28 protein-coding genes and 1 pseudogene are annotated in these 26117 nt (G+C 65.6%); 19 read left to right on the top strand and 10 right to left on the bottom strand.

The window, feature by feature from the left end; all coding sequences use genetic code 11:
• A pseudogene (locus tag ACT3S6_RS03480) lies at positions 1-980 on the top strand (IS3 family transposase); the annotation flags it as partial.
• Positions 981-1079: 99 nt separating this feature from the next.
• Positions 1080-2114: an acyltransferase family protein gene (locus ACT3S6_RS03475; protein ID WP_444553762.1), complete on the top strand. Its 1035-nt coding sequence runs from the start codon at positions 1080-1082 to the stop codon at positions 2112-2114.
• 110 nt (positions 2115-2224) lie between these two features.
• Here ACT3S6_RS03475 and ACT3S6_RS03470 read toward each other — a convergent pair whose 3' ends face one another.
• The 3 genes from ACT3S6_RS03470 to ACT3S6_RS03460 all read right to left on the bottom strand — a co-directional run bounded on the left by ACT3S6_RS03470 (position 2225) and on the right by ACT3S6_RS03460 (position 4923).
• The gene (locus ACT3S6_RS03470; protein WP_444553761.1) at positions 2225-2683 is read right to left on the bottom strand and encodes a universal stress protein; all 459 of its coding nucleotides are present in this window, start codon (positions 2681-2683) and stop codon (positions 2225-2227) included.
• Between the two features lie 181 nt (positions 2684-2864).
• Positions 2865-3308, bottom strand: coding sequence for a universal stress protein (locus ACT3S6_RS03465; protein WP_218778260.1), 444 nt, complete (start codon positions 3306-3308; stop codon positions 2865-2867).
• 130 nt (positions 3309-3438) lie between these two features.
• Positions 3439-4923: a glucose-6-phosphate dehydrogenase gene (locus ACT3S6_RS03460; protein WP_444553760.1), complete on the bottom strand. Its 1485-nt coding sequence runs from the start codon at positions 4921-4923 to the stop codon at positions 3439-3441.
• A gap of 140 nt (positions 4924-5063) precedes the next feature.
• Here ACT3S6_RS03460 and ffh point away from each other — a divergent pair, with 140 nt between their 5' ends.
• Both ffh and ACT3S6_RS03450 read left to right on the top strand, forming a co-directional pair.
• Positions 5064-6632, top strand: coding sequence for a signal recognition particle protein (gene ffh, locus ACT3S6_RS03455; RefSeq protein ID WP_443390251.1), 1569 nt, complete (start codon positions 5064-5066; stop codon positions 6630-6632).
• 20 nt (positions 6633-6652) lie between these two features.
• Positions 6653-7282, top strand: coding sequence for a hypothetical protein (locus tag ACT3S6_RS03450; protein ID WP_444553759.1), 630 nt, complete (start codon positions 6653-6655; stop codon positions 7280-7282).
• A gap of 53 nt (positions 7283-7335) precedes the next feature.
• Here the strand turns inward: ACT3S6_RS03450 and ACT3S6_RS03445 are convergent, their stop codons facing one another.
• Positions 7336-8166, bottom strand: a complete 831-nt coding sequence (locus ACT3S6_RS03445) for an aldo/keto reductase (RefSeq protein WP_444553758.1) — start codon at positions 8164-8166, stop codon at positions 7336-7338.
• Between the two features lie 294 nt (positions 8167-8460).
• On the opposite strand from ACT3S6_RS03445, the gene rpsP reads away from it, so the two are divergent.
• The 10 genes from rpsP (at position 8461) to ACT3S6_RS03395 (ending at position 14913) form a co-directional block, all read left to right on the top strand.
• On the top strand, positions 8461-8889 hold the full coding sequence (gene rpsP, locus ACT3S6_RS03440) for a 30S ribosomal protein S16 (protein ID WP_444553757.1): 429 nt from the start codon (positions 8461-8463) through the stop codon (positions 8887-8889).
• A gap of 2 nt (positions 8890-8891) precedes the next feature.
• Complete coding sequence (locus tag ACT3S6_RS03435) at positions 8892-9134, top strand: RNA-binding protein (protein WP_444553756.1); 243 nt, start codon at positions 8892-8894, stop codon at positions 9132-9134.
• 113 nt (positions 9135-9247) lie between these two features.
• Positions 9248-9784 carry a ribosome maturation factor RimM gene (rimM, locus tag ACT3S6_RS03430; RefSeq protein ID WP_444553755.1) on the top strand — a complete coding sequence of 179 codons (537 nt, stop codon included), beginning with the start codon at positions 9248-9250 and terminating at the stop codon, positions 9782-9784.
• A gap of 4 nt (positions 9785-9788) precedes the next feature.
• Positions 9789-10595: a tRNA (guanosine(37)-N1)-methyltransferase TrmD gene (gene trmD / locus ACT3S6_RS03425; protein ID WP_444553754.1), complete on the top strand. Its 807-nt coding sequence runs from the start codon at positions 9789-9791 to the stop codon at positions 10593-10595.
• Between the two features lie 263 nt (positions 10596-10858).
• Positions 10859-11215 carry a 50S ribosomal protein L19 gene (rplS, locus tag ACT3S6_RS03420; protein WP_444553753.1) on the top strand — a complete coding sequence of 119 codons (357 nt, stop codon included), beginning with the start codon at positions 10859-10861 and terminating at the stop codon, positions 11213-11215.
• 118 nt (positions 11216-11333) lie between these two features.
• The gene (gene lepB, locus ACT3S6_RS03415) at positions 11334-11927 is read left to right on the top strand and encodes a signal peptidase I (RefSeq protein ID WP_444553752.1); all 594 of its coding nucleotides are present in this window, start codon (positions 11334-11336) and stop codon (positions 11925-11927) included.
• Positions 11920-12648, top strand: a complete 729-nt coding sequence (gene lepB, locus ACT3S6_RS03410; protein WP_444553751.1) for a signal peptidase I — start codon at positions 11920-11922, stop codon at positions 12646-12648. Before lepB (ACT3S6_RS03415) ends, lepB (ACT3S6_RS03410) begins: the two co-directional genes overlap by 8 nt.
• Positions 12649-12651: 3 nt before the next feature.
• Positions 12652-13380 carry a ribonuclease HII gene (locus ACT3S6_RS03405; protein WP_444553750.1) on the top strand — a complete coding sequence of 243 codons (729 nt, stop codon included), beginning with the start codon at positions 12652-12654 and terminating at the stop codon, positions 13378-13380.
• Positions 13381-13395: 15 nt separating this feature from the next.
• The gene (locus tag ACT3S6_RS03400) at positions 13396-13719 is read left to right on the top strand and encodes a DUF2469 domain-containing protein (RefSeq protein ID WP_444553749.1); all 324 of its coding nucleotides are present in this window, start codon (positions 13396-13398) and stop codon (positions 13717-13719) included.
• 9 nt (positions 13720-13728) lie between these two features.
• Positions 13729-14913: a methyltransferase gene (locus ACT3S6_RS03395; protein WP_444553748.1), complete on the top strand. Its 1185-nt coding sequence runs from the start codon at positions 13729-13731 to the stop codon at positions 14911-14913.
• A 101-nt stretch (positions 14914-15014) separates the two neighbouring features.
• Here ACT3S6_RS03395 and ACT3S6_RS03390 read toward each other — a convergent pair whose 3' ends face one another.
• Positions 15015-15575, bottom strand: coding sequence for a DUF421 domain-containing protein (locus ACT3S6_RS03390; protein ID WP_444553747.1), 561 nt, complete (start codon positions 15573-15575; stop codon positions 15015-15017).
• A 421-nt stretch (positions 15576-15996) separates the two neighbouring features.
• Between ACT3S6_RS03390 and ACT3S6_RS03385 the strand changes: the two genes are divergently transcribed.
• From ACT3S6_RS03385 to ACT3S6_RS03365, 5 genes are all read left to right on the top strand, one after another.
• A complete protein-coding gene (locus tag ACT3S6_RS03385) occupies positions 15997-16356 on the top strand; it encodes a YraN family protein (protein ID WP_444553746.1) in 360 nt (119 codons plus the stop codon).
• Positions 16353-17906 (top strand): YifB family Mg chelatase-like AAA ATPase, encoded by a 1554-nt coding sequence (locus ACT3S6_RS03380; RefSeq protein WP_444553745.1) that lies wholly within the window; start codon positions 16353-16355, stop codon positions 17904-17906. The genes ACT3S6_RS03385 and ACT3S6_RS03380 overlap by 4 nt, the downstream gene beginning before the upstream one ends.
• Positions 17903-19132, top strand: a complete 1230-nt coding sequence (gene dprA / locus ACT3S6_RS03375) for a DNA-processing protein DprA (protein ID WP_444553744.1) — start codon at positions 17903-17905, stop codon at positions 19130-19132. Before ACT3S6_RS03380 ends, dprA begins: the two co-directional genes overlap by 4 nt.
• Before the next feature lie 87 nt (positions 19133-19219).
• Entirely contained in the window at positions 19220-20236 is a 1017-nt protein-coding gene (locus ACT3S6_RS03370) for a tyrosine recombinase XerC (protein ID WP_444553743.1), read from the top strand.
• Positions 20237-20388: 152 nt separating this feature from the next.
• Positions 20389-20892 carry a DUF3145 domain-containing protein gene (locus tag ACT3S6_RS03365; protein WP_444553742.1) on the top strand — a complete coding sequence of 168 codons (504 nt, stop codon included), beginning with the start codon at positions 20389-20391 and terminating at the stop codon, positions 20890-20892.
• A gap of 190 nt (positions 20893-21082) precedes the next feature.
• On the opposite strand, the gene ACT3S6_RS03360 is transcribed toward ACT3S6_RS03365, so the two are convergent.
• The 5 genes from ACT3S6_RS03360 to ACT3S6_RS03340 all read right to left on the bottom strand — a co-directional run bounded on the left by ACT3S6_RS03360 (position 21083) and on the right by ACT3S6_RS03340 (position 26117).
• On the bottom strand, positions 21083-22321 hold the full coding sequence (locus tag ACT3S6_RS03360; RefSeq protein ID WP_444553741.1) for a beta-ketoacyl-[acyl-carrier-protein] synthase family protein: 1239 nt from the start codon (positions 22319-22321) through the stop codon (positions 21083-21085).
• 161 nt (positions 22322-22482) lie between these two features.
• Entirely contained in the window at positions 22483-22728 is a 246-nt protein-coding gene (locus tag ACT3S6_RS03355; protein ID WP_444553740.1) for an acyl carrier protein, read from the bottom strand.
• 86 nt (positions 22729-22814) lie between these two features.
• A complete protein-coding gene (locus ACT3S6_RS03350; protein WP_444553770.1) occupies positions 22815-23822 on the bottom strand; it encodes a beta-ketoacyl-ACP synthase III in 1008 nt (335 codons plus the stop codon).
• A 49-nt stretch (positions 23823-23871) separates the two neighbouring features.
• Positions 23872-24828, bottom strand: a complete 957-nt coding sequence (locus ACT3S6_RS03345; RefSeq protein WP_444553739.1) for an ACP S-malonyltransferase — start codon at positions 24826-24828, stop codon at positions 23872-23874.
• Positions 24829-24905: 77 nt separating this feature from the next.
• Entirely contained in the window at positions 24906-26117 is a 1212-nt protein-coding gene (locus ACT3S6_RS03340; RefSeq protein WP_444553738.1) for a PucR family transcriptional regulator, read from the bottom strand.

Here is a 26117-nt window from a genome sequence, read left to right as displayed (position 1 = left end):
TCTAGGCGGCTGAAGGAACTTGAGAAGGAAAACGCCCGGCTGAAGAAGCTGCTGGCCGATCAGGTTCTGGCCAACGACATCCTGGGCGAGGTCGCCAAGGGAAGATTCTAAGCCCCGGACCTCGTCGCCGTGCCGTGCGCATGGCCCAGGAGAAGTTCGGGGCATCCGAAAGATTCGCATGCACGGTATTGGGGCAAAACCGCTCTGCGCTGCGCAAAACCAAACCGGGCAGCAGCGCGGAGGAACATCAACTTTGCGCTGATCTACGCTCTATCGCGTCCAAGTATCCGGCCTGGGGATGGCTCAAGGCCCGCTGGCACCTGCTGGGACAATCCCGGTGGCAGGACATGACGTTGAACCGCAAGCGCGTGCGCAGGCTCTGGCGCGATGAGGGGATGACTTGCAAACCCAAGCGGCGCAAGAAACGCCGTACGGGCCCCGGTGCCGGTGAGGAGAAGCGTCTGTCGGCCCTGTACGGAATGCACGTTCTCAGCTTCGACTTCCAGTCCGACGTGACTTCCTGCGGGCGTCACGTCCGGTTTTTCTTTCGTCTCGACGAGTACACGCGTAAGGCGCTGGCGATCGTGCCACGCCGCTCCTTCGCTACACCCGACGTCGTCGCGGTGCTGGAAGGTATCATCGCCGAGACCGGTATCGAGCCGGCCAACGTGCGGTGCGACAACGGCCCCGAGTTCACCGCCGAGGCACTGATCAGTTGGTGCGCCACGACGGGGGTGAAGACCGCTTTTATCGACCCTGGATCGCCGTGGCAGAACGCGTTCATCGAATCCTTCAACGCCCAATTCAGACGGGAACAACTGGCAGGAGAAATCATCGACACGATGGCCGAGGCGAAGTATCTCGCCGAGGAGTACCGGAGCATCTAAAATCAGGAACGGCCCCACGGATCTCTGGATGGCAAGACGTCGAACAGCCGGTGGGATTCATGGGTCGCAGAGATCCAGCTAGCTATCGCATAGGCACTGGACTGCTATCGGGGACCCAGCCACGTCGTCGAAGAAAGTCTTCGATGTTTTTGGTTGCTAGCCTCAGACACAACCAATTGTTACCGTAGTGTGATGAAAGCAGTTGAGGTGAAGCGGCGCGACCAGCGTCTCGACATTGCCAAAGGGCTCCTGATTGGGCTGGTGGTCCTCGGACATTTGCTTGAGGGAACGAATGTTTGGTCGGCAACTACGGTGCGTCTCCCTTTGACGCTCATATACGCATCTCATATGCCAGCTTTCGCGTTCCTCACTGGGATCACTGGAACTCCAAAAAATTTGGTCCGGAGAGTGGGCCCGCTTCTGGTGTTGTTAGTCCTCTTCCAATTCCTATATTTCGGAGCGACCCGCGTCCTTAAACCGAGCGCAGAGTTTGAATGGGATACTCCTTTTTGGATGCTCTGGTTTCTGGTGGCGATGATCTGGTGGTTGTTACTCACGCCCATCATCGATAAATTTCCCAGGGCTTCCGTTGCGGTCTCTACCGCTTTAGCCATCGCAGTCACTGCTGTCCCGTGGATTGGCTACCCCCTGTCATTGGGGCGAGCTTTGGTCTTCCTGCCGTTCTATGCTGTTGGATACGCGTACGGCAAACGGATACTCGATTGGTGCATGAGCTCCACGAAGGTGCTCAAGGGCGTAACAGTCGCTGGTGCCGCGTCAGCCCTGATGGTCTTGTATTTTGCACACCTTAAGCATGAATGGTTTTACGGCAGCTTGAGCGCCGAAAGCTTGGAGGTGAATCCAGCAGAAGGCTTGGTCATCAGGACCGTACTTCTTCTCGCAGCATCCCTGGGAATCATGGCGTTCCTGATGCTCGTACCGCAGCGTGAGTCCCCGGGATTGGCCATGGTGGGCCGTCACACGTTGCCAGTCTTCTTGTTGCACGGGTTCATCGTGCTGGGCGCCGAACTGTACCTGCCCGCAGTGTTGGCACGGAATAACGTCGTTGCACTTGCTTTTGTGTTGACCCTGACCGCGGCCACGGTGTTATTGACTTCGGGTCCACGCACCAATGCCGTGATGCGCACTATCAGCGGGTACTTTTTCAAACCGTCAACTCAACAGGCAACCAATAAGAATTCGAAGCTGCAAACAGCATCTTCATGACGGGCCCGGCGTTTGCTTCTCCACCACGCGCCGCGACGAATGTTCACCGCGATAAAATAAGGGCATTGAGCCTGGAGTAGGCCGCCGGCGATCTACTCCAGGCCGCACGGCTATTTGCGCTTTTTCTTATCTTCCTTTTCGCTGGGAACGACGACGAAAGGGGATTTCGAATGTGCCACACAGTGCTGGCTTACGGAGCCCAGCAGCATGCCTGCAAAGGCTCCATGGCCTCGGGTGCCCAAGACCAGTAGCTGTGCGTCTTTCGACGCTTCGACCAGCGTTGAGGAAGGATGGCCACGCTCGGTCCGCCGAATAACGGTGGAGTCTGCTCCAACGGCTTCGGCGACGGTTTCTTCGAGAAGTTCACGTGCCCGCGCCTCGATTTTCTCCCCGGACTCTGCATACGCGGCCAAGTATCCGTAGCTCGTCGGGATATCCCAAACGGCCAGTGCCTCTACAGGAGCTTCGTACCGCTGCCCGTATTCCACGGCCCATTTCAGGGCTGCCTTGGAATCATCGGACCCATCGACTCCGACCACAACTGGTTTGGTTGCCATGATTTCGTTCACCACCTCCGGTGTGCACTGAGCACACCCTTGAAGACTGCGGCCACGGTTCTGGTGGACGTGCCTTCTGGCAGGACCGCCTCGTCCACTCAATAGCCAGCATATCAAGGCGGCAGAGCCCTGATCCGGGGCCAGACTGGAGTCGCCGGAGGGTCCTTCGACCCTACGGCGACTCGAACATCAATTACTTCGCTTCGACGTCGCTCTCCGGGTGCCGAATGACGACGAAGGGGCATTTTGAATGAGACGCGCAATGCTGACTGACGGAGCCCAACAGCATGCCCCTGAAAGCACCGCGACCTCTGGTGCCCAAGACCAAGAGCTCGGCGGACTCCGAGATTTCCACCAGAGTTTTGGCGGGGTGCCCACGTTCCGTGCGTTGAAGCACTCCGGAATCTGCGCCGACGGCTTCTTGAACTGCTTCGTTGAGGACCTTGCTGGTGCGTTCCTCAACTTGTGCGCCGGTCTCTGGGTAGGTGGCCATATTCCCGAAGGCCAACGGAAGTTCCCAGACCGCCACAGCGTAGACCGGAAGGTCGAAGCGCTTCCCATACTCCACGGCCCACTGAAGAGCTGCCTTGGAGTCGTTGGAGCCATCGATGCCGACGACTACTGGTTTGGTTGCCATGTGTTCGTTCACCACCTCCGGTGTGCTCCAAGCACACCTTCGAAGATCACGGTCGCTGTTGCAGAGGACGTGCCGGATGGCAGGACCGTTTCGTCCACCTGAGGCCAGCTTAGCAGCGGGTACGGAGGGGTCAGCCGGCTGCTGGAGGAGCGTCCTGTGGTGAGAGTTCGGTGCCCGGAAGGAGGCCTTCCATCGGTTCGCTCTCCAGCTCGACTTCTTGGGAAGTCACCCAGTGGGTGGGTCCGTTGGAGCCGGCGGGGTATTCCTCCATCGGGACCTCGTCGTTCGACCAGGCGGCCAATACCGGCTCGATGATCCGCCAGCATTGTTCGGCGGTGTCATCACGAACCGACAGCGTCGGGTCCCCGGCCAGTACGCCCGCCAAGACTTCACCGTAGGGCAGCAGGTCGGGGGTGTTGAGCTGGGCTGAAAGACCGACACGGTCCAGGTTGTACATGTCCCCGGGGCCATTGACGTCTAGCTCGAGTTGAAGGATGTCCGGGCCGAAACCGATGCGCAGGCGGGTGGGGGAGTCGTTGCCGGTGAAGCCTTGCGGTAGGTGGGCGACCGGTTTGAAGGTGATGACGGCTTCCTTGCGGGGTTGGGCCAGGGCCTTTCCCGAACGCAGGATGAACGGTACGCCAGACCAGCGGGAGTTGTTGATCTCGACTTCGATCTCCGCCAGGGTTTCGGTGTTGTTGGTCCGATCCACACCGTCTTCGGAGGTGTAGTCAGGCACATGGTGTCCGCGGCTCGTCCCAGCGGTGTAGCGGGCACGCCGGGTGCTTTTGGTGTAGTCGGTGGGGACCTTCGTCGCCCGAAGGACCGAACCGATGTGGTCGCGTAGATCCCGTTCGCCCAAAGTGGCGGGGGCGTTGAGGGTCAGCAGGGCCAAGATCTGCAAGAGGTGTGACTGGATCATGTCCCGTAGGGCACCGGCATGGTCGTAGTATCCTGCCCTGGACTCCAGGGCCAGGTCTTCGTCGTAGAAGATCTCCATCTTCGCCACGTGTTCGCTGCTGAACAGCGGTTCTAGGAAGCGGTTGGCGAAGCGTAGGCCCAGGATGTTGAAGACCGTGGCCTTGCCGCGGAAGTGGTCCACACGCTGGATGGATTCCTCGGGCACCAGGCGGGTGAGTGTCTTGGTCAGGGCGTGGGCTGATTCGGCGCTGGAACCGAAGGGCTTCTCCATGACCAGCGAGGTACCCTCGGGGACTTCTTCCGGTGTCAGGACTTCGCAGGCTTTCTGACTGACCGTCGGGGGAAGCGCGAAATACAGGGCGATCGGGCCCTCGCACGTGGCCAGTAGTTTGCCGAGTTCGCCCGGTGCGGTGACGTCGAGGGCCGTGTACGTCGTCTGCCGGGCAATGCGGTCCAAATGTGCGGCACCGTCTCCGGAAGCCTTCGTCCGTGCGTCGGCGAAGGCCTCGGTGACGCGGTTGGACCAATCTTTGGGGGTGAAATCCGGGGAGCCGGCCCCGGCGAGGATCAAGTCAGGCTGATCTCCCTTGGAGATGAGGGCAGCCAGACCGGGCAGCAGCAATCTCCCGGTCAGGTCCCCTGAGGCGCCGAGGATGAGTAACGTCTTGACATGGGATTTCTTTGCTTCACTCACCTGCCTAGCTTGCCACCATTGCGCCCACCGTGTCTGCCCCCGCTGGCCGATACCGTTGGGCACGTTGGACCTTGGTAACCTTGGTAGTCGAGTCCAGCGGGGTTTCCCGCAGCCACCCACACGAAAGTAGTTCAGCTCACGTGTTCAATTCTCTCTCCGACCGGCTGACAGCGACCTTCAAGGGCCTGCGCGGCAAGGGACGCCTTTCCGAAGCCGATGTCGACGGGACCGTCCGGGAGATCCGGCGCGCCCTACTCGACGCCGATGTCGCCGTCCCGGTGGTGCGTGCCTTCACCGCCCAGGTCAAGGAACGTGCGCTGGGCGCCGAGGTCAGCGGTGCGCTGAATCCGGGCCAGCAGATCATCAAGATCGTCAACGAGGAACTGGTGGGCATCCTCGGCGGAGAGACCCGCCGGCTGAACCTGGCCAAGGTTCCACCGACGGTCATCATGCTGGCGGGCCTGCAAGGCGCCGGTAAGACGACGCTGGCGGGCAAGCTGGCCAAGTACCTCAAGGCCCAGGGGCACACCCCGCTGTTGGTGGCTTGTGACCTGCAGCGGCCCAACGCCGTCAAACAGCTCCAAGTCAACGGCGAACGCGCAGGCGTCCCGGTTTACGCCCCACACCCCGGTGTCTCCTCCGAATTCGAGGAGGCCACCGGGGACCCGGTCGTCGTCGCCCGCAACGGTGTCTCCGAGGGACGACAGAAGCAGCACGACGTGGTCATCGTCGATACCGCCGGTCGGCTGGGTGTCGATGAGGAGCTGATGCAGCAGGCTGCCGACATCCGCTCGGCAGTGAATCCGCATGAGGTCCTGTTCGTCATCGACGCGATGATCGGCCAGGACGCTGTCAACACGGCCCAGGCCTTCAACGAAGGCGTCGGCGTTACCGGTGTCGTGCTCTCCAAGCTCGATGGCGATGCCCGCGGTGGCGCCGCTCTCTCCGTTGCCTCAGTGACCGGCAAGCCGATCATGTTCGCCTCCACCGGTGAGAACCTCAGTGACTTCGAGGTCTTCCACCCGGACCGGATGGCCAGCCGCATCCTGGACATGGGCGACATGATGACGCTCATCGAACAGGCTGAGCAGAACTGGGATAAGGGCGAAGCCGAACGGATGGCGCAGAAGTTCGCCGACCGTGAGGACTTCACTCTGGACGACTTCCTGTCGCAGATGCAGCAAATCAAAAAAATGGGCTCCATGAAGAAAATGCTCTCCATGATGCCCGGAGCCGCCATCTCCAAACAGCAGCTCGAGCAATTCGACGAGCGTCAGATCGACAGGATCGAAGCCATCGTCCGCTCGATGACCCAGCACGAACGCGTGGCGCCGAAGATCATCAACGGTTCTCGTCGAGCCCGTATCGCCAAGGGTTCAGGCGTGAGCGTTTCCGAGGTCAACCAGATGCTCGAGCGCTTTGGTGAAGCACAAAAGATGATGAAGCGCATGGCCGCTGGCGGTGGGATGCCGGGCATGCCAGGTGGTGGTGGCCGGGGTGGTGCCAAGAAGGGCAAGGGCTCGAATAAGAAGAAGCAGAAGTTCGGTAACCCGGCCAAGGCCGCCCAGGCGGAGTTGGATTCCAAGAACCGCAAGTCGGCTGCTCCGTCGGCCCCGACGGGTGCCTCCTTCGGGCAGCAGGGCGGGCAGGACTTCAATCCCTCGGACCTGAACTTGCCCAAGGGCTTTGATAAGTTCCTAGGCAAATAGGTCGGCGGCGGTAGCGGCTGATGACTGTTGTGCAGGGACTTGACGGATTCCTCGGCGCCCGGTGGAAACATCAGGCCTATGCTTCGACATTGGTACGGCGCTCCGATGGCGCCGTCCTGACCGTCAAGGACGCCGTGGGGGTTAATGAGTCCCGTTACGGCGAAGACTCGGAGCCGGACTGGGTGCTACCGACCGCCCAGGTCAGGTCAGGGGCGACACCGCGCGGGGCTGCCGCCTCGATCCTGGCCCGGATGGCTTTGGAACCCTCGATGGGCCGGATGCTGGTCCATGATTTCCGCCCCGCTACCGGAGGAGCGCACTCGGCCGGGGGGAATGACACGGGCCAAGAGTTCTTCGTGTACGACGGGGGCACCTGGGTCACCGATGTGGAACGCTTCACCGCCGACGGCGGGCTGCTCCAGGTTAGATTCTGCCCGCTGGATCAACTTCCGGTCCTGTTGCCACCCGGGGACGCGGAACGCGCCGCAGCCGGTGTCCGTGCCCTGGAGCTCGGGGGAGTGACCGAACTCGAGCACGGCAGGGACATGACCCCGCGCCATGTGCCGGGCAATCGGCAGCCTCCGCGCGGCCTCATGCCCGAGTTGCCGGCGACCGCGCCGGTGCCCGGACTGCGTCAAGGGCGAGGATAGGCAATATCCGGGGCAGGCCGGAGGGATGGAAGTCGTCCACGGCGGTTGAGGCCCTAGTAGATCTGTAGCGACTCGGGTGAGGACGGAGGAGTGAACAGCTGATCGAGGGTGGCTAGATCCTCGGTCGTGAGTTCCAGTTCGAGTGCACTGGCGTTTTCGATGACGCGCTCCGCGTGGGACGTCTTGGGGATGGGGATGACCTGGTCCTGGGCCGATAGCCACGACAGGGCGATCTGTCCCGCCGTGGCCCCGCGCTCCCGGGCGAAATCCGTGAGCCCTGCATGGTGGGCCAAGTCGCCCCGGTCGAAGGGAGAATAGGCCATCATGCCGAGTCCCTTTTGCTGCAGCCACGGCAGGAGATCCCATTCGATGCCACGCTGGTTGAGGTTGTAGAGCAGCTGCTGGACCTGGGTCTGACCGCCCCCGGGCAGTGCATGGAAATACTGCATTTCCTCGAGGTCGAGGTTGCTGACGCCGAACTGGTCGATCTTGCCGGCATCCACGAGATGGTCGAAGCCCTCGAGTGTCTCCTCGAACGGGGCCGGCCCGACACCGTGGAGCAGGTAGAGATCAAGATGGTCGGTGCCCAGGCGTTCCAGGCTCTTCTCGCAGGCTGCGATGGTTTCTGCGCGGTTGGAGCCGGGCAGGACCTTGCTGACCAGGAACACGTCGTCACGGTAGCCGGAAATGGCCTCCCCGACGAGGTCCTCCGAACGACCGCCGCCATACATCTCCGCGGTATCGATCAGTGTCAGACCACATTCGATCCCCGCACGCAGCGCGGCGATCTCTTGGGGGCGTCGGGTATGGTCGTCGCCGAGGAACCAGGTGCCTTGGCCCATCGCCGGCATGGTCGATCCATTGGGCAGTTGAATGGTTCGCATGAGTGGTCCTTTCGTACGGGCCTTCGTCGGAGGAAACCATTCAACGCTACCGTCCGTCGCCGGAATCCGGCCTCCTGCGCAGCGAAATATTGCGGCACCGAATCGGCGGCTCGCCGGATCCCGGAGGGGAGTCGCGCCGACCTGCGGGATCTGGCATAATGGCAAGGTACTCGATCGACGTGGCCCCTCTCTCCGCGTTAGCATCTTGTCCTCAGACCCCACGCAGTATGACCCGCCCCACGGGTGCAGAAACATGGGATCGCACATGTATCAGATACAGGAGTGACCACTACAGTGGCCGTTAAGATTCGACTCAAGCGTCTCGGCAAAAAGGGCGCACCGTCATACCGCATCGTCATCATGGACGGCCGCGCCAAGCGCGACGGCTACGCCATCGAAGAGGTCGGCAAGTACCAGCCCACCGAGGAACCCTCGTTCATCGAGGTCAACTCCGAGCGTGTCGGCTACTGGCTCTCCGTCGGCGCCCAGCCGACCGAGCAGGTTGCCGCACTGCTGAAGATCACCGGTGACTGGCAGAAGCACAAGGGCATCGAGGGCCAGGAAGGCACCTTGAAGACCAAGGCGGAGAAGGAAGCGTTCGTCGCTCCCGAGAAGTCTTCGGTCATCCTGCCCGAGGCCATCACCAAGAAGGCCGACAAGGCCGAAGAGGCACCCGCCGAGGAAGCCGACGCCGAGAAGGCAGAAGCCACCGAGGCCGAGTAAAAATGCTCGTTGAAGCTCTCGACCACCTGGTCCGCGGCATCGTCGACTCCCCGGAGGACGTCGCCGTGGAACAGAAGGCCAACCGCCGGGGCGACACCCTCGAGGTCCGGGTCAACCCCGACGATCTCGGGCGGGTCATCGGCCGTCAGGGACGTACCGCCCGTGCACTGCGCACCGTGGTTGCGGCACTGTCGGACGGCGAACCCGTTCGCGTCGACGTCGTCGACACCGACCGACGCCGCTAGGCCCGGTCGCAGAGTTTCACCCCGCCGGCCCCGCACCGTTCACCGGTGCGGGGCCGCGCGCTTTAATCACATCGTAGGATCGTTGCAGAACGTCCCCGTCTCAAGGAGTCACCATGCGCCTCCAGGTCGCACGCATCGGCAAACCCCATGGCATCCGTGGGGAGGTCACCGTCCAGCTCATGACCGACGACCCCGACGCACGGTTCGAACCGGGCACCGTCTTCGACGTTGAATCCTCCCCGGTCAAGAAGCTGACCGTTGAAGGAGCGCGCTGGAACAAGGAAATCCTGCTGGTGGCCTTCGACGAGGTCCCGGACCGCAACAACGCCGAAACGATGCGCGGATCGCTCCTCTTCCTTGAAACCGCGGAACTCGAAGAAGACGATGACGACGCCTGGTACGAACACGAGCTCGTCGGGCTGAGTGCCCGCATCGGCACCGAGATCGTCGGCAAGGTCACCGGCCTGCGCACCAACGACGCCCAGGACCTGCTGATCATCGAAGACACCGAGGGCGCCGAAGTCCTCGTCCCCTTCGTTGAAGCCATCGTCCCCGAGGTCGACCTCCAGGCCGGCCATATACGACTCACCCCGCCGGAGGGTCTCTTCACGCTCAACCGCGCCCAGGGCGCCGAGGACGGTCAGGCCTAACCACATGCGCATCGACGTCGTCAGCATCTTCCCCGAATACCTGCAGGCACTGGACATCTCGCTGATCGGCAAGGCCCGGCGCGAGGCACTGCTCGACGTGCGCATCCACGATCTACGCGATCACACCCACGACCGCCACCGGACCGTCGACGACACCCCCTACGGTGGCGGGGCGGGCATGGTGATGAAGCCCGGTCCTTGGGCCGAAGCACTGTCGGCGATCGCCGGTGCCGACACCGACACCCGGCCCGCGGACATCGGACGCCCGCTGCTGCTGATCCCGTCCCCGGCGGGGGAGGTCTTCACCCAGGCCATGGCCCGGGAGCTCTCCGAACGTGACCATCTGGTCTTCGCCTGTGGGCGGTACGAAGGCATCGACGAACGGGTCTACGAATTTGCCGCCGAACACTATGAGGTCCGCCCGGTCAGCCTCGGGGACTATGTCCTGAACGGGGGGGAGGTCGCCGTGCTGGCGATGGTGGAGGCCATCGGGCGTCTGGTGCCCGGGGTGGTGGGCAACCCCGAATCCCTGGTGGAGGAATCCCACTCCGACGGACTGCTCGAATACCCCGTCTACACCAAACCGGCCAGCTGGGAGGGCCGCGAGGTCCCCGAGGTGCTGCTCAATGGCAACCACGGCCTCATCGGCCGCACCCGCCGTGCCTGGCAGCTCGAGCGCACCGCCGCACGGCGCCCGGACCTGATCCGGGCATTGGACCCCGGGACCCTGAACCGCCGCGACCGCGACACCCTCTGGCATGCCGGTTTCATGCTCGAGGACGGCCGCGTCGTGGAGAAGCCCGAGGCCTAGCACCACCGGGGCCCCGCCCCACGGAATGGATCGGCGCGGGATTAACCCCTGCACGGATGCGTGTGGCAAAATAGGAGCTTGCGTCTACTGGGTGCGCCCCTGCCACAGGGGGAGCGCGTCAACAGTCAGAGCGCCGGACGGCACAGACGTGCCGGCCGGTTCACCACATTCCGTCCCAGCGGTTTCCGCGTCCCTCGTGGCGCGGCCGTGAGGACGTGTCGAAGGTGGGTGACCTGTGGCATCCGCCCAAGGAGAAGCACCAGATGCATATTCTCGACTCAGTCAACGCAGCCTCGCTGCGTAACGACGTCCCGGACTTCCGGGCCGGTGACACCCTCAAGGTGCACGTGAACATCGTTGAAGGCAAGAACACCCGTGTTCAGGTCTTCCAGGGCTACGTCGTGGGCCGTCAGGGCTCCGGCGTCGCCGAGACGTTCACCGTGCGCAAGGTGACCTTCGGTGTCGGCGTGGAGCGTACCTTCCCGGTGCACTCCCCGATCGTCGACAAGATCGAGCGTGTCTCCCGCGGTGACGTGCGTCGCGCGAAGCTGTACTACATGCGCGATCGCCACGGCAAGGCCGCACGCATCAAGGAAAAGCGCGAGTTCGGCTCCAAGTAGAGCCGTGCGTCGGGACGAATCCGTCCCGTCCATGATCGTGAACAGACACTCCGTCCCGCACGCTTCGCCGAGCGGGCGGAGCAGGCGCCGGTCCCGTTTTCGGGGCTGGCGCCTTGTCGTGGGTGCACTGCTGCTGGCCGCCGTGGCGGCGATCATCGTGCGGGCCACCCTGGTGGACTTCTACTACATCGGCTCCGACTCCATGGAGACCACCCTGGAACCCGGCGAGGGGCTGCTGGTGAACCGGACCGCCTACCAGGGCCACCCGCCCCAGCGCGGGGACGTCCTGGTCTTCGACGGGCGCGGATCCCTGTTGCCCTACCAACGGCCCAGCCCCCTGGACGACGTCCTGCGGGCTCTACGGGTCACCGGCGACGACACGGCCTTCGTCAAACGTGTCATCGCCGTCGGCGGGGACACCATAAGCTGTTGTGACGAGGACGGACGACTACTGCTCAACGACGAACCACTGCACGAGCCGTACCTGTTCGAGGGGCAGGCGCCCAGCGAGCAGGAGTTCACCGCCGTCGTCCCGGAGGGCAGGATCTGGGTCATGGGCGACCACCGCTCGGTTTCGGCCGATTCCCGCTCCCTGCTGGGGGCCCCCGGGGGAGGAATGATCCCCGAGGACCGGGTCATCGGACGGGTCGAACGGATCATCTGGCCCCTGGACGCGGCGCGACATATCGATCGAAAGGCACCAAGTGAGTGAGCAGCAGGGGGTTGGCCCGGCCGAGGACGACGGCGGTGGCCCCGCCCAGCGTCCCCGGAACCCCCTCTGGGGGTGGGTCCGCGAATTCCTCATCGTGGTCGGCATCGCCCTGGTGCTCTCCTTCGTGGTCAAGACGTTCTTCTTCCGCGCCTTCTACATCCCCTCGGGATCGATGGAACAGACCCTGGAGATCAACGACAGGATCTTCGTGAACCTGCTGATCCCCGGCCCCTTCGACCTGGAGCGCGGGGACGTCGTGGTCTTCAGCGACGACCTGGGCTGGCTGGGGGAGGCCCCGGAAACGCCCACCAACCCGCTGACCGAGGTCATGACCTTCGTCGGACTGGTCCCCAACACCGCCGACCAACATCTGGTCAAACGCCTCATCGGGCTTCCGGGGGACACCGTGGAATGCTGCAATGCCGACGGGAAGCTGCTGGTCAACGGCGTGCCCATCACCGAGCCCTACCTCTATCCCGGGGCCGCCCCCTCCGAGGAGACCTTCAAGGTCACTGTGCCCGAGGGCAAGGCCTGGGTCATGGGTGACCACCGCAACGCCTCCGCCGATTCACGGTTCCACCCCGACATCCAGGACGGGTTCATCGACCTGGACTCCGTGGAAGGCAAGGCGGTGCTGCGTGCCTGGCCACTGGACCGGTTCGGAACCATCGACGGACACCACGAGGTCTTCGCCGACGTCCCCACTGAAACCGGGAAGTAGCTCATGGCAGCCCGCCCCCGGACCCCCGCCCCGACCCTTCAGACCGAACTGGAACTGGCCGCCTCGGTGGGCGCCGACCGCAGGGCGCTGATCGGCGGCTGCGACGAGGTCGGCCGCGGGGCCCTGGCGGGACCGGTGAGCGTGGGCCTGGTCGTCATCGACCCCGCCGACGCCGAACTGCTCGAGGACGTCAGGGACTCGAAGCTGCTCAAGGTGGCCACCCGCGAAGCTCTCGTGCCGGTCATCCGTGACTGGGCCGCCGGCTGGGGGGTCGGCCACGCGGCGGCGGACGAGATCGACGCCCTGGGTATCGTGGGCGCCCTCCGTCTGGCCGGGAACCGCGCCTGGGCCGATCTTGCCGCTCCCGCCCGACCGCACGCCGTCCTGCTGGACGGCAACCATGACTGGCTCTCGGCCCCCGGCCAACCGGCACTGCCCGGAGCAGGCGCGGGAGCAGCATCGCCCTCCTACCCCTTCGACGCCTCCGGCACCCCGGTGAGCACCCGGATCAAGGGCGATCTGCAATGCCTGTCGGTGGCCGCGGCATCGATCCTGGCCAAAGTGGAACGGGACACCCTCATGGCCACCTATGATGAACTGGAACCCCACTACGGATGGGCGATCAACAAGGGCTATGGCACGGCATCCCACCGCCAGGCCATCGGGGAGCACGGTGCCACCGACTACCACCGTCGCAGCTGGCGGCTCACGACACCGGCGGCAACCCGCTAGAGACAGGGAGGAACCATGAGCGCCGACGATCTCGAGAACTACGAGACGGATATGGAGCTGCAGCTCTACCGCGAGTACCGCGATGTGGTGAACCTGTTCACCTATGTCGTGGAGACCGAACGACGGTTCTATCTGGCCAACGAGGTCGACCTGCAGATCCGGTCGGCCGATGGGGAAGTCTATTTCGACGTCACCCTCAAGGACGCCTGGGTCTGGGATGTCTACCGTTCGGCCCGGTTCGTGAAGAACGTCCGGGTCATCACGTTCAAGGACGTCAACGTCGAGGAACTGGCCGAAACCGGAGAACTGACCACCAAGGACGCCGGCCTGGGCGAGTAGGCCGCCGCCATGGAAGACAACCCCACCCCCGACCCCTCCGATCCGGGGCACCCCGCACCCCGGCTGCTCAGCTGGGACGACGACGGAACCCCCCGCACCGCCCGCTGGTACGGCACCGGCCCCGTCCCCACCCGGATACAGGTCGTCGACGATACGTTGAAGGCTGCGGACGCCTACCGGCTGGCCACCCGGGGCACCACGATGCTCTGGAGCGGCGACTACCATAACGCCCGCCAACTGCTCAGCGCGCTGGGCCGCCGGATCCCCGGCGCCCGCCCCGCGAAACGGTCCGCGGGCCAGAAGGCAGAATCCGGGCCCGACGTCGGAGCCGACTTCTACCGGCACCGCCAGGCCCGCTCCCGCCGCTCGCGCCTGCTGGCCTCCATCCTGGTCCCGCTGACCCCCGGCCCCGCGGTGGACTTGCGCCGGGCCCCGGATATCGTCCAGGCCTGGACGCACGCCCACGGCCGGCTCCCCGAGGCCGCCGTCGTCCCGCTGCAGGACCTGTTGGGGGTGCTGGGCGCCGACCAGTGGAGGATCCGCGGAGTGACCGTGCCCGCACTCCAGGACACCATCCACCCGCACTACGGCGCCTTCGCCCCGGTGCGCGGGGAATACCTGGACCTGGTCGCGGAGCAACCGTTGCCCGAGACCACCACGGCCTTCGACATCGGCACCGGGACCGGGGTGATCGCCGCGATCCTCGCCCGACGCGGCATCAACCACGTCATCGCCACCGACCTTTCCGACCGGGCCATCGCCTGCGCCGGGGAGAACCTGGCCCGGCTCGGGGTCGGCGACATCGTCGAGCTGGAACAGACCGATATGTTCCCGGCCGGCCGCCGGGCAGGACTGGTGGTGTGTAATCCGCCCTGGTTGCCCGGCAGTGCCAACACCCTGCTGGATCAGGCGGTCTACGACCCCAAATCCCGGATGCTCCGTGCTTTCCTAACCGGGCTGCTTGCCCATCTGGAGCCCGGGGGAGAAGGCTGGTTGGTGATCTCGGATCTGGCCGAGCAGTTGGGACTGCGCAGCCGCGACGAGCTGTTGGGCTGGATCGCCGACGCCGGACTGCGGGTGGCCGGGCGCCGCGACGTGAAACCCACCCATCGTCGCGCCGTGGACCCCGACGACCCGTTCCATTCCGCCCGCTCAGCCGAAATCACGTCCCTCTGGCGGCTCACTCCCGCTTAGCACCGAGTGCTTGGGTGCCCCGCATCGGCTGTGATGTCTGCACTGCGGTTGCCAAGGATTTGAGGCATCTCCTGAGCCTTCTTTGCTCCGGCCGGGGTCTGCTATCCGGTGAACTCGTGATCAGGGAAGAGCTGTTCGCGTCCCCTGATGGAGGAAAACAAATCGGGCTCCATCGGAAGGTCATCGGGACCGTGCACCAGGACGGATACGACTCCCGTCGCCTCCATGACCACGGCTCCGACCTGGTCGTACCGGGTGACGCCTGCCTCGCGAAGCTTCCCCCGCAGATCATTCTGTGTAACTTGGGCCATCGCGAGATGTTCGGGTATGAAGCGGCCGCCCTTCATCAACAGCAAGGGGCCACTGTCCACGACCCGATCCGCCCCGCGGATGCGTCGCACCTGAGCGAGCAGCCACTGGATGGCGAATAAGACGGCGAGCCCTACGGCACCAGACAACAGCGACGTACTGGTCGTCACCGCGGTCGTTGCCATGATCGAGCCGAAGGCCACTGTGGCAGCCATATCGAAGTTGGTCATTTCGGAGAAGGATCTCAGGCCCGCCAAGCGGGAAAATACGATCAAGGCAACGTAAATGCCGATTGTGGCAATGGCAACCAGGAGGAGCGTCTGCCACGACGCACCCAGAGCGTTCATGAACATTGAAGACACCTTTCAAGGGAAAGCTTAGGTAAAAAATATGGTCGGCTGCACGATGCCGCCCAATAAGTTGTGGGGGAATCATCAGGAGGGGTGGGCAGGAATTGACGATCGCGGGTAGTGGACACCATCCCACCCGTGGCAAAGAAACGCCGCGGGGAGACTCGCCGATCAAGCCCAGGGGCACCTATATGATCCTACCGTCCAGCTGATCTACGAGCCTGGACTCGCAGTCTTTAATAACGGCAGAGAGGATTCGGACGCCCTCCGGGTGGCCGATCGTGCCCGCGGGTGACGTGCGTCCGCCAATCACCGGCCAGGGGAACCCCTCCACAGCCCGAAGGAGTGCTCACGGGTCCACAGTCGGATACCGGTCCGAGCTACGCACTGCCGTAGCCGCGGAGAGTGGAGGCGGAGGTGGCAGATGGGACATAACCAGGAATTGGGTCGACGCGGGGAACTGCTGGCCGCGCAGTACCTGACCGGGCGGGGGATCAGCGTGCTGGCCCGCAACTGGCGGTGCCCCCTCGGGGAAATCGACCTCGTGGCGGACGACGCCGGCACGCTGGTGGCCGTGGAGGTCAAGACCCGTTCGGGGCTGGGCTTCGGGCATCCCGCCGAGGCGGTGGATGCGGTGAAGCTGCGCCGGCTGCACCGTCTGGCCAGCGCCTGGTGCCGGACGGCGGGCCAACCGGGTCGACGCCGCCGCGTCGATGTCATCGCGATCGTCGCCGCCCCGGGCCAGGAACCCCGGATCGCCTACTTCAAGGAAGTCACCCCGTGAGCCTGGGACGGGCCAGCGGGGTGTCACTGGTCGGGCTGAACGGGCACATCATCGATGTCGAAGCCGATATCGGGGGAGGGCTGCCGGGCTTCATCCTGCTGGGACTGCCGGACGCCTCCTTGATCGAAGCCCGCGACCGGATCCGCTCCGCCGCCCGCAACTCGGGCGTTCCCCTGTGTCCGCGGCGCATCACCGTGAACCTGGTCCCTGCCTCGCTGCCCAAACGGGGGTCCTCCTTCGACCTGGCAATCGTCGTCGCGGCACTTGCTGCCGCCGGGGAGATCGAGAATCCACCCGAGGTCGTCCATCTGGCGGAACTTGGCCTGGATGGCACCCTGCGTCCGGTCGCCGGGGTCCTCCCGGCGGTGATGGCGGCCGTGCGGGCCGGGCGACCCCGGGTGGTCGTCGCCGAAGCCAATGCCGCCGAGGCCCGGTTGGTCCCCGGTGCCCGGATCAGCGCCTACCGCCATCTGGGTGAAGTCCTCTCCGACTACGGCTGCCTCGATACCGTGGTTCCCCCCAGGAATGAGGCCCAGGTCGTCACACCGGCCGCCGCCACGGACTACGTCAGCGAACCCGCGCAGCGAGCCGACCTCAGCGACGTGATTGGGCAGCCGCTGGCCCGTTTCGCTCTGGAGGTCGCCGCGGCCGGCGGACACCATCTGTTGCTCGTGGGCCCGCCCGGCGCAGGCAAGACGATGCTGGCCGAACGGCTGCCCGGTCTGCTGCCCGACCTGGATCCGGTCGAAGGGATGGAGGCCACTGCCATCCACTCACTGCATCGCGGCACCGCAGGGCTGGACCACCTGCTGCGCAGGCCGCCCTTTGAGAGTCCACACCACACCGCGAGCCAGGTAGCCCTCATTGGGGGTGGGGTGGGACTCCCGCGGCCCGGGGCCGCGTCCCGGGCCCACCGTGGGGTCCTGTTCCTGGACGAGGCACCGGAATTCAGCGCCAAGTCGCTCGACGGGCTACGCCAACCGCTCGAATCGGGATATATCACGTTGCACCGTGCCGCCGGCATGGCCACCTACCCCGCCCGTTTCCAACTGGTGCTGGCGGCCAACCCGTGCCCCTGCGGGCAGAACACGGGCAAGGCGCTGGACTGTCGGTGCACGCCCACCCAGCGCCGCCGCTACTTCGACCGGCTCTCCGGCCCGCTGCTGGATCGGATCGACCTGCAGATCGAGGTCCCTCGCGTGAACACGGTCCAGCTGGGCACCGGTCGCGGTGAGGAAACCTCCGCCGTCGTCGCGGGGCGGGTCTCCGCGGCCCGTCAGGTCCAACGCAGCAGGCTCCGGGCCCTGGGGTTCCGTCGCAACGCGGATCTTCCCGGAACGGTACTGCGGCACGAGCTGGCCCTGCCCCGGCATGTCACCGCCACGGCCGACCGACAGGTCGAACGCGGCCTGCTCACGGCCCGGGGGTATCACCGGGTCCTGCGGTTGGGCTGGACCATCAGCGATCTGGGCGGGCAGGAATGCCCGCGGCAAGGGGACATCGAAGTCGCCTTGCAACTACGCCACCACGCACGAGGAGGAAGACCATGAGCATCGACGCGGAAATACTCGTCGCCCGCGCCGGATTGGCGCGTCTGATGGAACCCAACGACCTGACCGGAACCGCCCTGGTGGCGGTGAGTGGTCCGGTCGAGGCGTACCGGCTGATCACCACCACCGCCGGCAAGGCTCCGGCCGCCGAACAACAAGCCGTGGCTGAACTCCTCGGTGGGGACGCCGGAACGCGGGGCGCCCACCGGCTCGACGCGGGACTGGAGCGGTGGAGGCCACGGGTGGACGCCCAGGGCCCGCCCCGGGATCTCGAGACCATCCGTCGATTCGGTGGGGGTCTGCTCGTCCCCGAGGATCCTGCGTGGCCGGGACAACTGGATGACCTGGGTCTGGGGGCGCCCCTATGCCTGTGGTGGCGGGGCTCGGTCCCTCCCCAGGAGTTGCCGGCCACGGACGCGCTCATGGCCGTGGTGGGAAGCCGGGATGCCACGGAGTACGGCAGACAGGTGGGCAGCCAGATCGTCTCCGAGCTCTTCACCAGGGGAGTCACCATCGTCTCCGGCGGCGCCTACGGCATCGACGCACGCGCCCACGAAGCCGCACTCCAGGTCGAACATCACGGGCAGGCGCCGCCGACGTTGGCCATCATGGCCGGGGGACTGGACCGCTTCTATCCCGCCGGCAACGACGAACTACTGCGCCGGGTCGAAGCCAACGGGCTGTTGTTCGCCGAGGTCCCCCCGGGGACGGCGCCGACCCGTTGGCGCTTCCTGCAACGCAACAGGTTGCTCGCTGCGCTCTGTGGGGCGACCCTCGTGGTCGAAGCACGGTGGCGCTCGGGCGCCTTGACCACGGCCCGGCGTGCCAGTGAGCTCGGCCGGGACGTCGGCGCGGTCCCCGGTTCGGTGTTCTCCGCCAATTCGGCAGGCTGCCACCGGCTCCTGCGGGAGGGCTCTGCCATCCCCGTCACCGACGCCGCCGAAGCCATCGAACTGGTCGGCCTGCCGACGGGGGCCCCGACGACCAGCGGACCCTGGCACGGGAACGGATCCACGGCGGCGGATACCAGGCCCCATGACGGCTTGGATATCCAAGACCTGCTGCTCATGGATGCCCTGCCCATCCGCCAGCCGGCGACCCCGGATAAGTTGTCCACGGTCTCCGGCCTGGGCATCGGTGCCGTCCTGGGCGGACTCAGCCGACTGCAGGCCCGCGGGCTCGCCGAATCCAGTACCGATGGCTGGCGACGCCGCCGTGGAGGCTGAACCAATCCTCTCCAAATCGCGCCCTGTCCTCTCCGGACCGCGGCGTGGCAGTACCGGTTACGGGACAATCCAATCCACACTGAGAGTATGAGTAGCAGGCCCGATTCCGCGGACCCCGCAGCGGCACAGCCGCCTGCCGGGGCCGGGGACGCGAGCCGTCTTCCTGCCGGGTACGAAGCGGCACTGGATCGCTTCGAGCGGTATCTGGCATGGGAACGTTCCCGGAGCGAGCACACCCGCAGGGCCTACCTGGGGGATGTCACCTCACTGCTCGAATTCGCTGCCAGCGAGCACGGTCTCAAGGCCTTGGCGGAAATCGATCTGGCCGTTCTGCGCCTCTGGCTGGGACAGCACCAGGCCAGTGGCAAGGCCCCGGCCACCCTGGCCCGACACGCGGCATCGGTGCGGACGTTCATGGGGTGGGCCCTGCGGGAGGAACTGATCGCCACGGACCCCTCGCTCCGGCTGAAGTCTCCCAAGAACGCCAAACGGCTCCCGCACGTCCTCCAAGGCACCCAGATGCACCGGCTGCTCGACGACGAACCGGCGGCGGACCCCGAAGCGACGCCGGCGCCTGTGACCACGCCACGCCAGCAGGCGGTGGCCGACCGTAACCGGGCCATACTCGAATTGCTGTATGCCACGGGGATCCGTGTGGGGGAACTGACCGGACTGGATGTCGATGACATCGATCACGACCGGCGAACCCTGAGGGTACTAGGCAAAGGCGATAAGGAACGCACGGTTCCCTTCGGACAGCCGGCCCACCAGGCCCTGAGCGACTGGATCAGCCGCGGTCGGACACGGTTGGCGATCGATAAATCCGGCCCCGCCTTGTTCCTGGGGGAACGAGGGGCACGCATGGGAGCCCGCCAAGTCAGGTCCATGGTCCAACGGGCCCTGGAAGGACTCGGCGACACCGCTGCCCGGGGGCCCCACGCCCTACGCCACACCGCAGCAACCCACCTGCTCGATGGCGGTGCCGACCTGCGTACCGTCCAGGAACTGCTCGGACATAGTTCCCTGGCCACCACCCAGCTCTACACCCACGTCTCGGTGGATCGGCTGCGCAACAGCTACCAGCAGGCCCACCCACGGGCCTGAGGCGTCCGAACGGGACCAAAACGTGCCCTTGGGCAGGTCACGGTGGAGATTCGGCGAATAATCGGGCACAATGAAATCAGGCAGCATGTGCTGGCCTCCAAGAGTGACTGTGGTCGTTGGGGAAGACGTACCAACAGGAACTGGAGGATGGCATGTCTGTACCCATGACCCGGGGCGTACTCTTCGTACACTCAGCCCCGACAGCGTTGTGCCCGCATATCGAGTGGGCCATCGGGTCCGTCGTCGATGAGCGCACGGACCTCAGCTGGGTGCCGCAATCCGCCGCGCCCGGAATGTACCGCACGGAGATCCACTGGTCAGGTGCCCAAGGCACCGGCGCGCAATTGGCCTCCGCCCTGCGTGGCTGGGCCCACCTGCGGTACGAGGTCACCGAGGAACCCAGCCGGGGCGTCGACGGAAGCCGTTGGTCCCACACTCCAGAACTGGGCATCTTCCATGCCGCCACCGATTCCGCCGGCAACATCATGGTCGGCGAGGACCGGATCCGCTTCGCCTATGAGCAAGGTGCCGGGGACCCTGCCGCGGTGTACCAGGAACTCTCGTTGGCACTGGGCGAGGCGTGGGACGAGGAACTCGACCCCTTCCGCCACGCCACCGAAGGTGCCCCGGTCCGCTGGCTGCACCAGGTCGGTTGAGCCCCTGCCCTGTGCTCGGGTCCACCGTTCTTTCGATCATCCTGCCGACCAGTTCCCGGCAGCAATGATTCAGGAGAGTATGTCCATAGTCGATCTAGCAGTCAGTCGACTTCTCTAATAGTTAATTGTTGATATTAAAAACCAAGGCCCGCACCAACTGGTGCGGGCCTTGGTGTGGTGGGTGACGTCGTTAGACGCTGCGGATCGCCACCACGGCGTTGTGGCCGCCGAAACCGAAGGAGTTGTTCAGCGCCACGATCTGCCCGGAGGGCAGCTCGCGCGGACTGCCGGTGACGACATCGAGCGGGATCTCGGGATCCTGGTTTTCCAGGTTGATGGTCACCGGCGCCTTGCGCTCCTGCACGGCAAGGACGCTCAGCACGGATTCAACGGCACCGGAGGCACCGAGCAGGTGACCCATCTGCGACTTCGTCGCCGAAACACAGACCTCATCGAGGCGGTTGCCCAAGGCGGCCCGCAGGGCCGTGTACTCGGGCTTGTCGCCCACCGGGGTGGAGGTGGCGTGCGCGTTGACGTGCACCACGTCCTCGGGCTGGATGAGGCCATCGAACATGGCCGCCTTCAGCGCCCGGGTGGCGCCGAGGCCTTCGGGGTCGGGTGCGGTGATGTGGTAGGCATCGGCAGTGACCGAGGTGCCGGCCAGCTCCGCATAGATGTGGGCGCCACGAGCCAATGCGTGCTCCTCTGCCTCGAGGACCAGCGCGCCGGCGCCCTCACCCATGACGAAACCATCGCGGTCGATGTCATAGGGGCGTGAGGCATGCTCGGGATCGTCGTTGCGCTTGGACAGCGCCTGCATGGCGGAGAAGGAGGCCATCGGCATCGGGTGGATGGCCGCTTCGGCGCCACCACACATCACGACATCCGCCTTGCCCGAACGGATCAGTTCCAGCCCCATATGCATGGCCTCGGTACCCGAGGCGCAGGCCGAGACCGGGGTGTGGGCGCCGGCGCGTGCCCCGAGATCGAGGCTGACGGCGGCCGCCGGCCCGTTGGGCATCAGCATGGGAACGGTCATGGGCAGCACCCGGCGCGGTCCCTTTTCCTTCAGCGTGTCCCAGGCGTCAAGCAGGGTCCATACCCCACCGATTCCGGTGGCGAAGGTGACGGCGAGGCGGTCGTGGTCGACATCCTCGATCCCCGAGTCCTTCCAGGCTTCCCGCGAGGCGACGACGCCGAACTGGGTGGAGGGATCCATGCGTTTGAGCTCGACCCGGGACAGGACATCCGCAGCCGGAGTAGAGGCCTTCGCGGCGAAGTGGACCGGCAGGGAATACTTCTCGACCCAATCGGCGGTCAAAGTGTGGGCGCCGGATACACCCTTGAGGGCGTTGGCCCAGAGGGTGGGGACGTCCCCACCGATCGGCGTCGTTGCGCCGAGGCCGGTGATTACTACTTTGCGAGCCATCAACATACTCTCTGTGCTGGATTGCTGGTGGCGTGGAGCAGGTTGCTCCACGCCCGAGTGGTGGGTGGGGTGGTCCGCCGACCTCGGTGGACCACCCCGAAGACCATGGCTTCCCGGCGAGGATCGCCTTCAGCGGCGCCCGCGGGAAGAACCGGAATCGATCAGGCCTGGGCGTTCGCGATGAAGTTCACGGCGTCGCCGACGGTCTTGAGGTTCTTGACTTCCTCGTCCGGGATCTTCACATCGAACTTCTCTTCGGCATTGACGACGATGGTCATCATGGAGATGGAGTCGATGTCGAGGTCGTCCGTGAACGACTTGTCCATCTGGACTGCGTCGGTGGCCAAACCGGTCTCTTCGTTGACGATCTCGGCGAGGCCGGCCAGGATTTCTTCGTTGCTAGCCATGAGGCTCCCTTTCTTTTGTGCCGGGACTCTCCCGACGATTTTTCCCGTCCGGCGGACGGTGAACTTAGTGATGTCCGGTCAATAGCCTAGGGCAGGACGATGACCTGGGCACCGAAGACGAGGCCCGCGCCGAACCCGATTTGCAGGGCCAGGGTTCCCGAGAGCTCGGGGCGTTCCTGCAGCATGCGGTGCATGGCCAACGGAATCGAGGCGGCGGAGGTGTTTCCGGTATCGGCGATATCCCGGGCGACGGCGACGGTGTCGGGCAGTTTGAGCTGCTTGACCATCTCGTCGATGATGCGCATGTTCGCCTGGTGGGGGAGGAAGACCGAGAGGTCCTCGGCGCTGATCCCGGCGGCATCCATGGCGCGTTTGGCTTCCTTGGCCATGCCCCAGACGGCCCAGCGGAAGACGGTCTGGCCGTCCTGGCGCAGCGTGGGCCACAGCTTGGCTTCGGTGCTGGCGACCAGGGCGTCACCCTGGGGGTCCTCTTCGGCCTGGACGGCGACATCGCGCAGGTCCAGCATGGAGTGGGTCATGCCGATGGCATCCCATTTTCCGCCGTCCGAACCCCAGACCGACGGGCCGATGCCCGGTGTCTCGGAAGGGCCGACGACCACCGCGCCGGCGCCGTCGCCCAGCAGGAAGGAAATGGTGCGCTCGTGGTTGTCGATGATGTCCGAGAGCTTCTCGGCTCCGACGACCAGGACGTACTCGGCGGCACCGGATTTCACCAGTGCATCGGCCTGGGCCACGCCGTAGCAGTAGCCGGCGCAGGCGGCGGAGATGTCGAAGGCCGGGGCCGGGGTGGCGTCGAGGCGGTGGGCCAAGGCGGAGGCCGCCGAAGGGGTGGCATAAGGGGAGGTCACCGTGGAGATGATGACCCCGCCGAGCTGGGAGCCCTCGATGCCGGCATTCTCCAGCGCCTGGCGTGAAGCGGTCTCGGCCAGATCGACCAGGGAGGTGTCGGCGTCGGCCCGGCGACGGGTGATGATGCCGGTACGCTTCTGGATCCACTCATCGGAGGAATCGATCCACTGGCAGACGTCTTCATTGGTGACGACGACGTCGCCACGGGCGGCGCCCACCCCCATGATGCGGGTGTACTCCCGCGGCGTGTTCTGGGAAAGTACTGCGCTCACGTTAGTTCCTGTCCTCTGCGGTGGCCGTCCGGCCATGTTCGTTGATGAATTCGCGGGCTGCCTCGAGGTCCTCGGGGGACTTCAGGGCCATCGTGGGCAGTCCCTTCAGACCGCGACGGGCCAGACCGACCAGGGTCCCTGCCGGGGGCAGTTCCAGCAGGCCGGTGACCCCCTGGGCGGCCATGGTCTCCATGCACAGGTCCCAACGGACCGGACGGGACACCTGGGCGACCAGGCTGGAGAGGTTGGCTTCGCCGTCGGCGACCACCGCACCGTCGTAGTTGCTCAGCAGGGACACCGACGGGGCTGCGGGGTGCAGGGAAGGGACCAGATCCTGGAGGATGCCCGCTGCGGGGGCCATGTGTTTGGTGTGGAAGGCGCCGGCGACCTTCAGCGGCATCACGCGGGCCTTGGTAGGCGGTGAGGCGACCAGGGCGTCGATCTGCTCCCAGGTCCCTGCCGCGACGGTCTGTCCGCCGCCGTTGGCGTTGGCTGCCGTCAGCCCGAAGGCGGCCAACGTGGCGGCCACCTCCTCGGGGTCGCCGCCGAGGACCGCGGCCATCCCGGTGGGGGTCACGGCGGCGGCGTCGGCCATGGCGTTGGCCCGTTCACGGACGAAGGTCATGGCGTCGGCCTCGGGCAGGGCCCCGGCCAGTGCGGTGGCGGTGATCTCACCGACGGAGTGTCCGGCCAGGATGGTGGAGGCGGGCAACTGGCCGAGGCCCGAATCACCCAGCAGGGCGCGGGCCGCGATCAGGCCGGCGGCGACGATGAGCGGCTGGGCCACTGCCGTGTCCTTGATGGTTGCCTCGTCGGAGACGGTTCCGTGGGCCACGAGGTCGCGGCCGGTCAGCTCGGAGAGCCGGGCGAGATGGTCGGCGACGCCGGGCACCTCGAGCCAGGGTTCGAGGAATCCGGGGGTCTGGGAGCCCTGTCCTGGGCACACGATAGCTAGCACTGTTCCAGCTTTCCAAAGATCGGGGACATGACGGGTGTCTTGCGGCACGAAGCTGCGCAAAGGGCTTTAGAGGAATCCTACAACGACTCGCTCGCTTCCAGGCGTCCCACCACGAGGGCCGTCTGCAGGACGAAGGCCTCCCGGGGGACCAACGGGTCCCATCCCGAGACGTCGCAGACCCGCTTCAGGCGGTACCTGACGGTGTTGGCATGGACGAAGAGTTCACGGGCCGTCCCTTCCAGTGAATGGCCCAGGGCCAAATAGCTGGACAGGGTCTCCACGAGGCCGTTTCCGGCCTTGACGAGGGGCTTGTGGATGTCGTTGATCAGGGCGGTGCGGGCCGCGACGTCACCGTTCATCACCCGTTCGGGCCAGAGGTCGTCGGCGGCCACCGGACGGGGGGCCAGCGGCCAGGCCCGGGCGGCGGCGATGCCCTCGAAGGCGGCATGGGCGCTGGCCGCGGCGTCGCGCAGGCTGGCGGCCTCCGGGCCGTAGACGATGGGACCCGGGCCGAAGTATTCGGCGAGCCGGGAGAACGTGGTTTCCAGTTCACGCACCCCGCCGAGCATGAGGATCAGCCGGTCGCCCTGGATGCCTACGAGGCAGTCCTTGGCGACCCGCTGGCCGGCCCGGCGCAGGTCACCGACGAAGGTGGCGCCGGCGTCCTCGGGGGAGCTGCCGACGATGACGTGGATCCCCGACTGCGAGGTCCAGCCGACCGCGGCAATACGCGAGCGCAGGGCGTCGGGGCTCTCCCCGCGCAGCACGGCGTCCACGACCAGGGCCTCCAGCCGACTGTCCCAGGCCCCGCGTGATTCGGCGGCCCGGGCATAGACATCCGCCGCGGCGAAAGCCACTTCGCGCGAATAACGCAGCACGGCCTCACGTAGCTGCATCTGTTCGGAATCGGGGGCCAGCTCGGGGACCTGGTTCTCCACGACCTCCACGATGGTGCGGATCAGCTGCAGGGCCTTCTGCAGGGAGATGGAGCGGGTGAGCTCGGTGGGGGCGGTGCCGAAGACATCGGTGAGCACCCACTGCGGGGAACTGGGACGTTCATACCAGGAGACGAAGGAGGCGATGCCCTTCTGTGCGACCAGGCCCAGTGCGGCCCTCTCCTGCGGGCGCAGACCCCGGTACCAGGGCAGCGACTGGTCCAGGTGCTTCAGGGCGACCGTGGAGAGGATTCCCAGATGGGACTTCAGCCGCTTCAGCGTTTCCGGGCTGGCCTTGGGCTGACGCACGGGGCGGATGCGGGGGGATCCGGTGCCCGGACGTTCGTCTGTCAT

The sequence above is a fragment of the Arthrobacter sp. AOP36-C1-22 genome, from assembly GCF_052377515.1.
In the GTDB taxonomy this organism is placed as follows: Bacteria; Actinomycetota; Actinomycetes; order Actinomycetales; family Micrococcaceae; genus Arthrobacter_H.
This window is presented reverse-complemented; position numbering and strand designations above follow the sequence as displayed.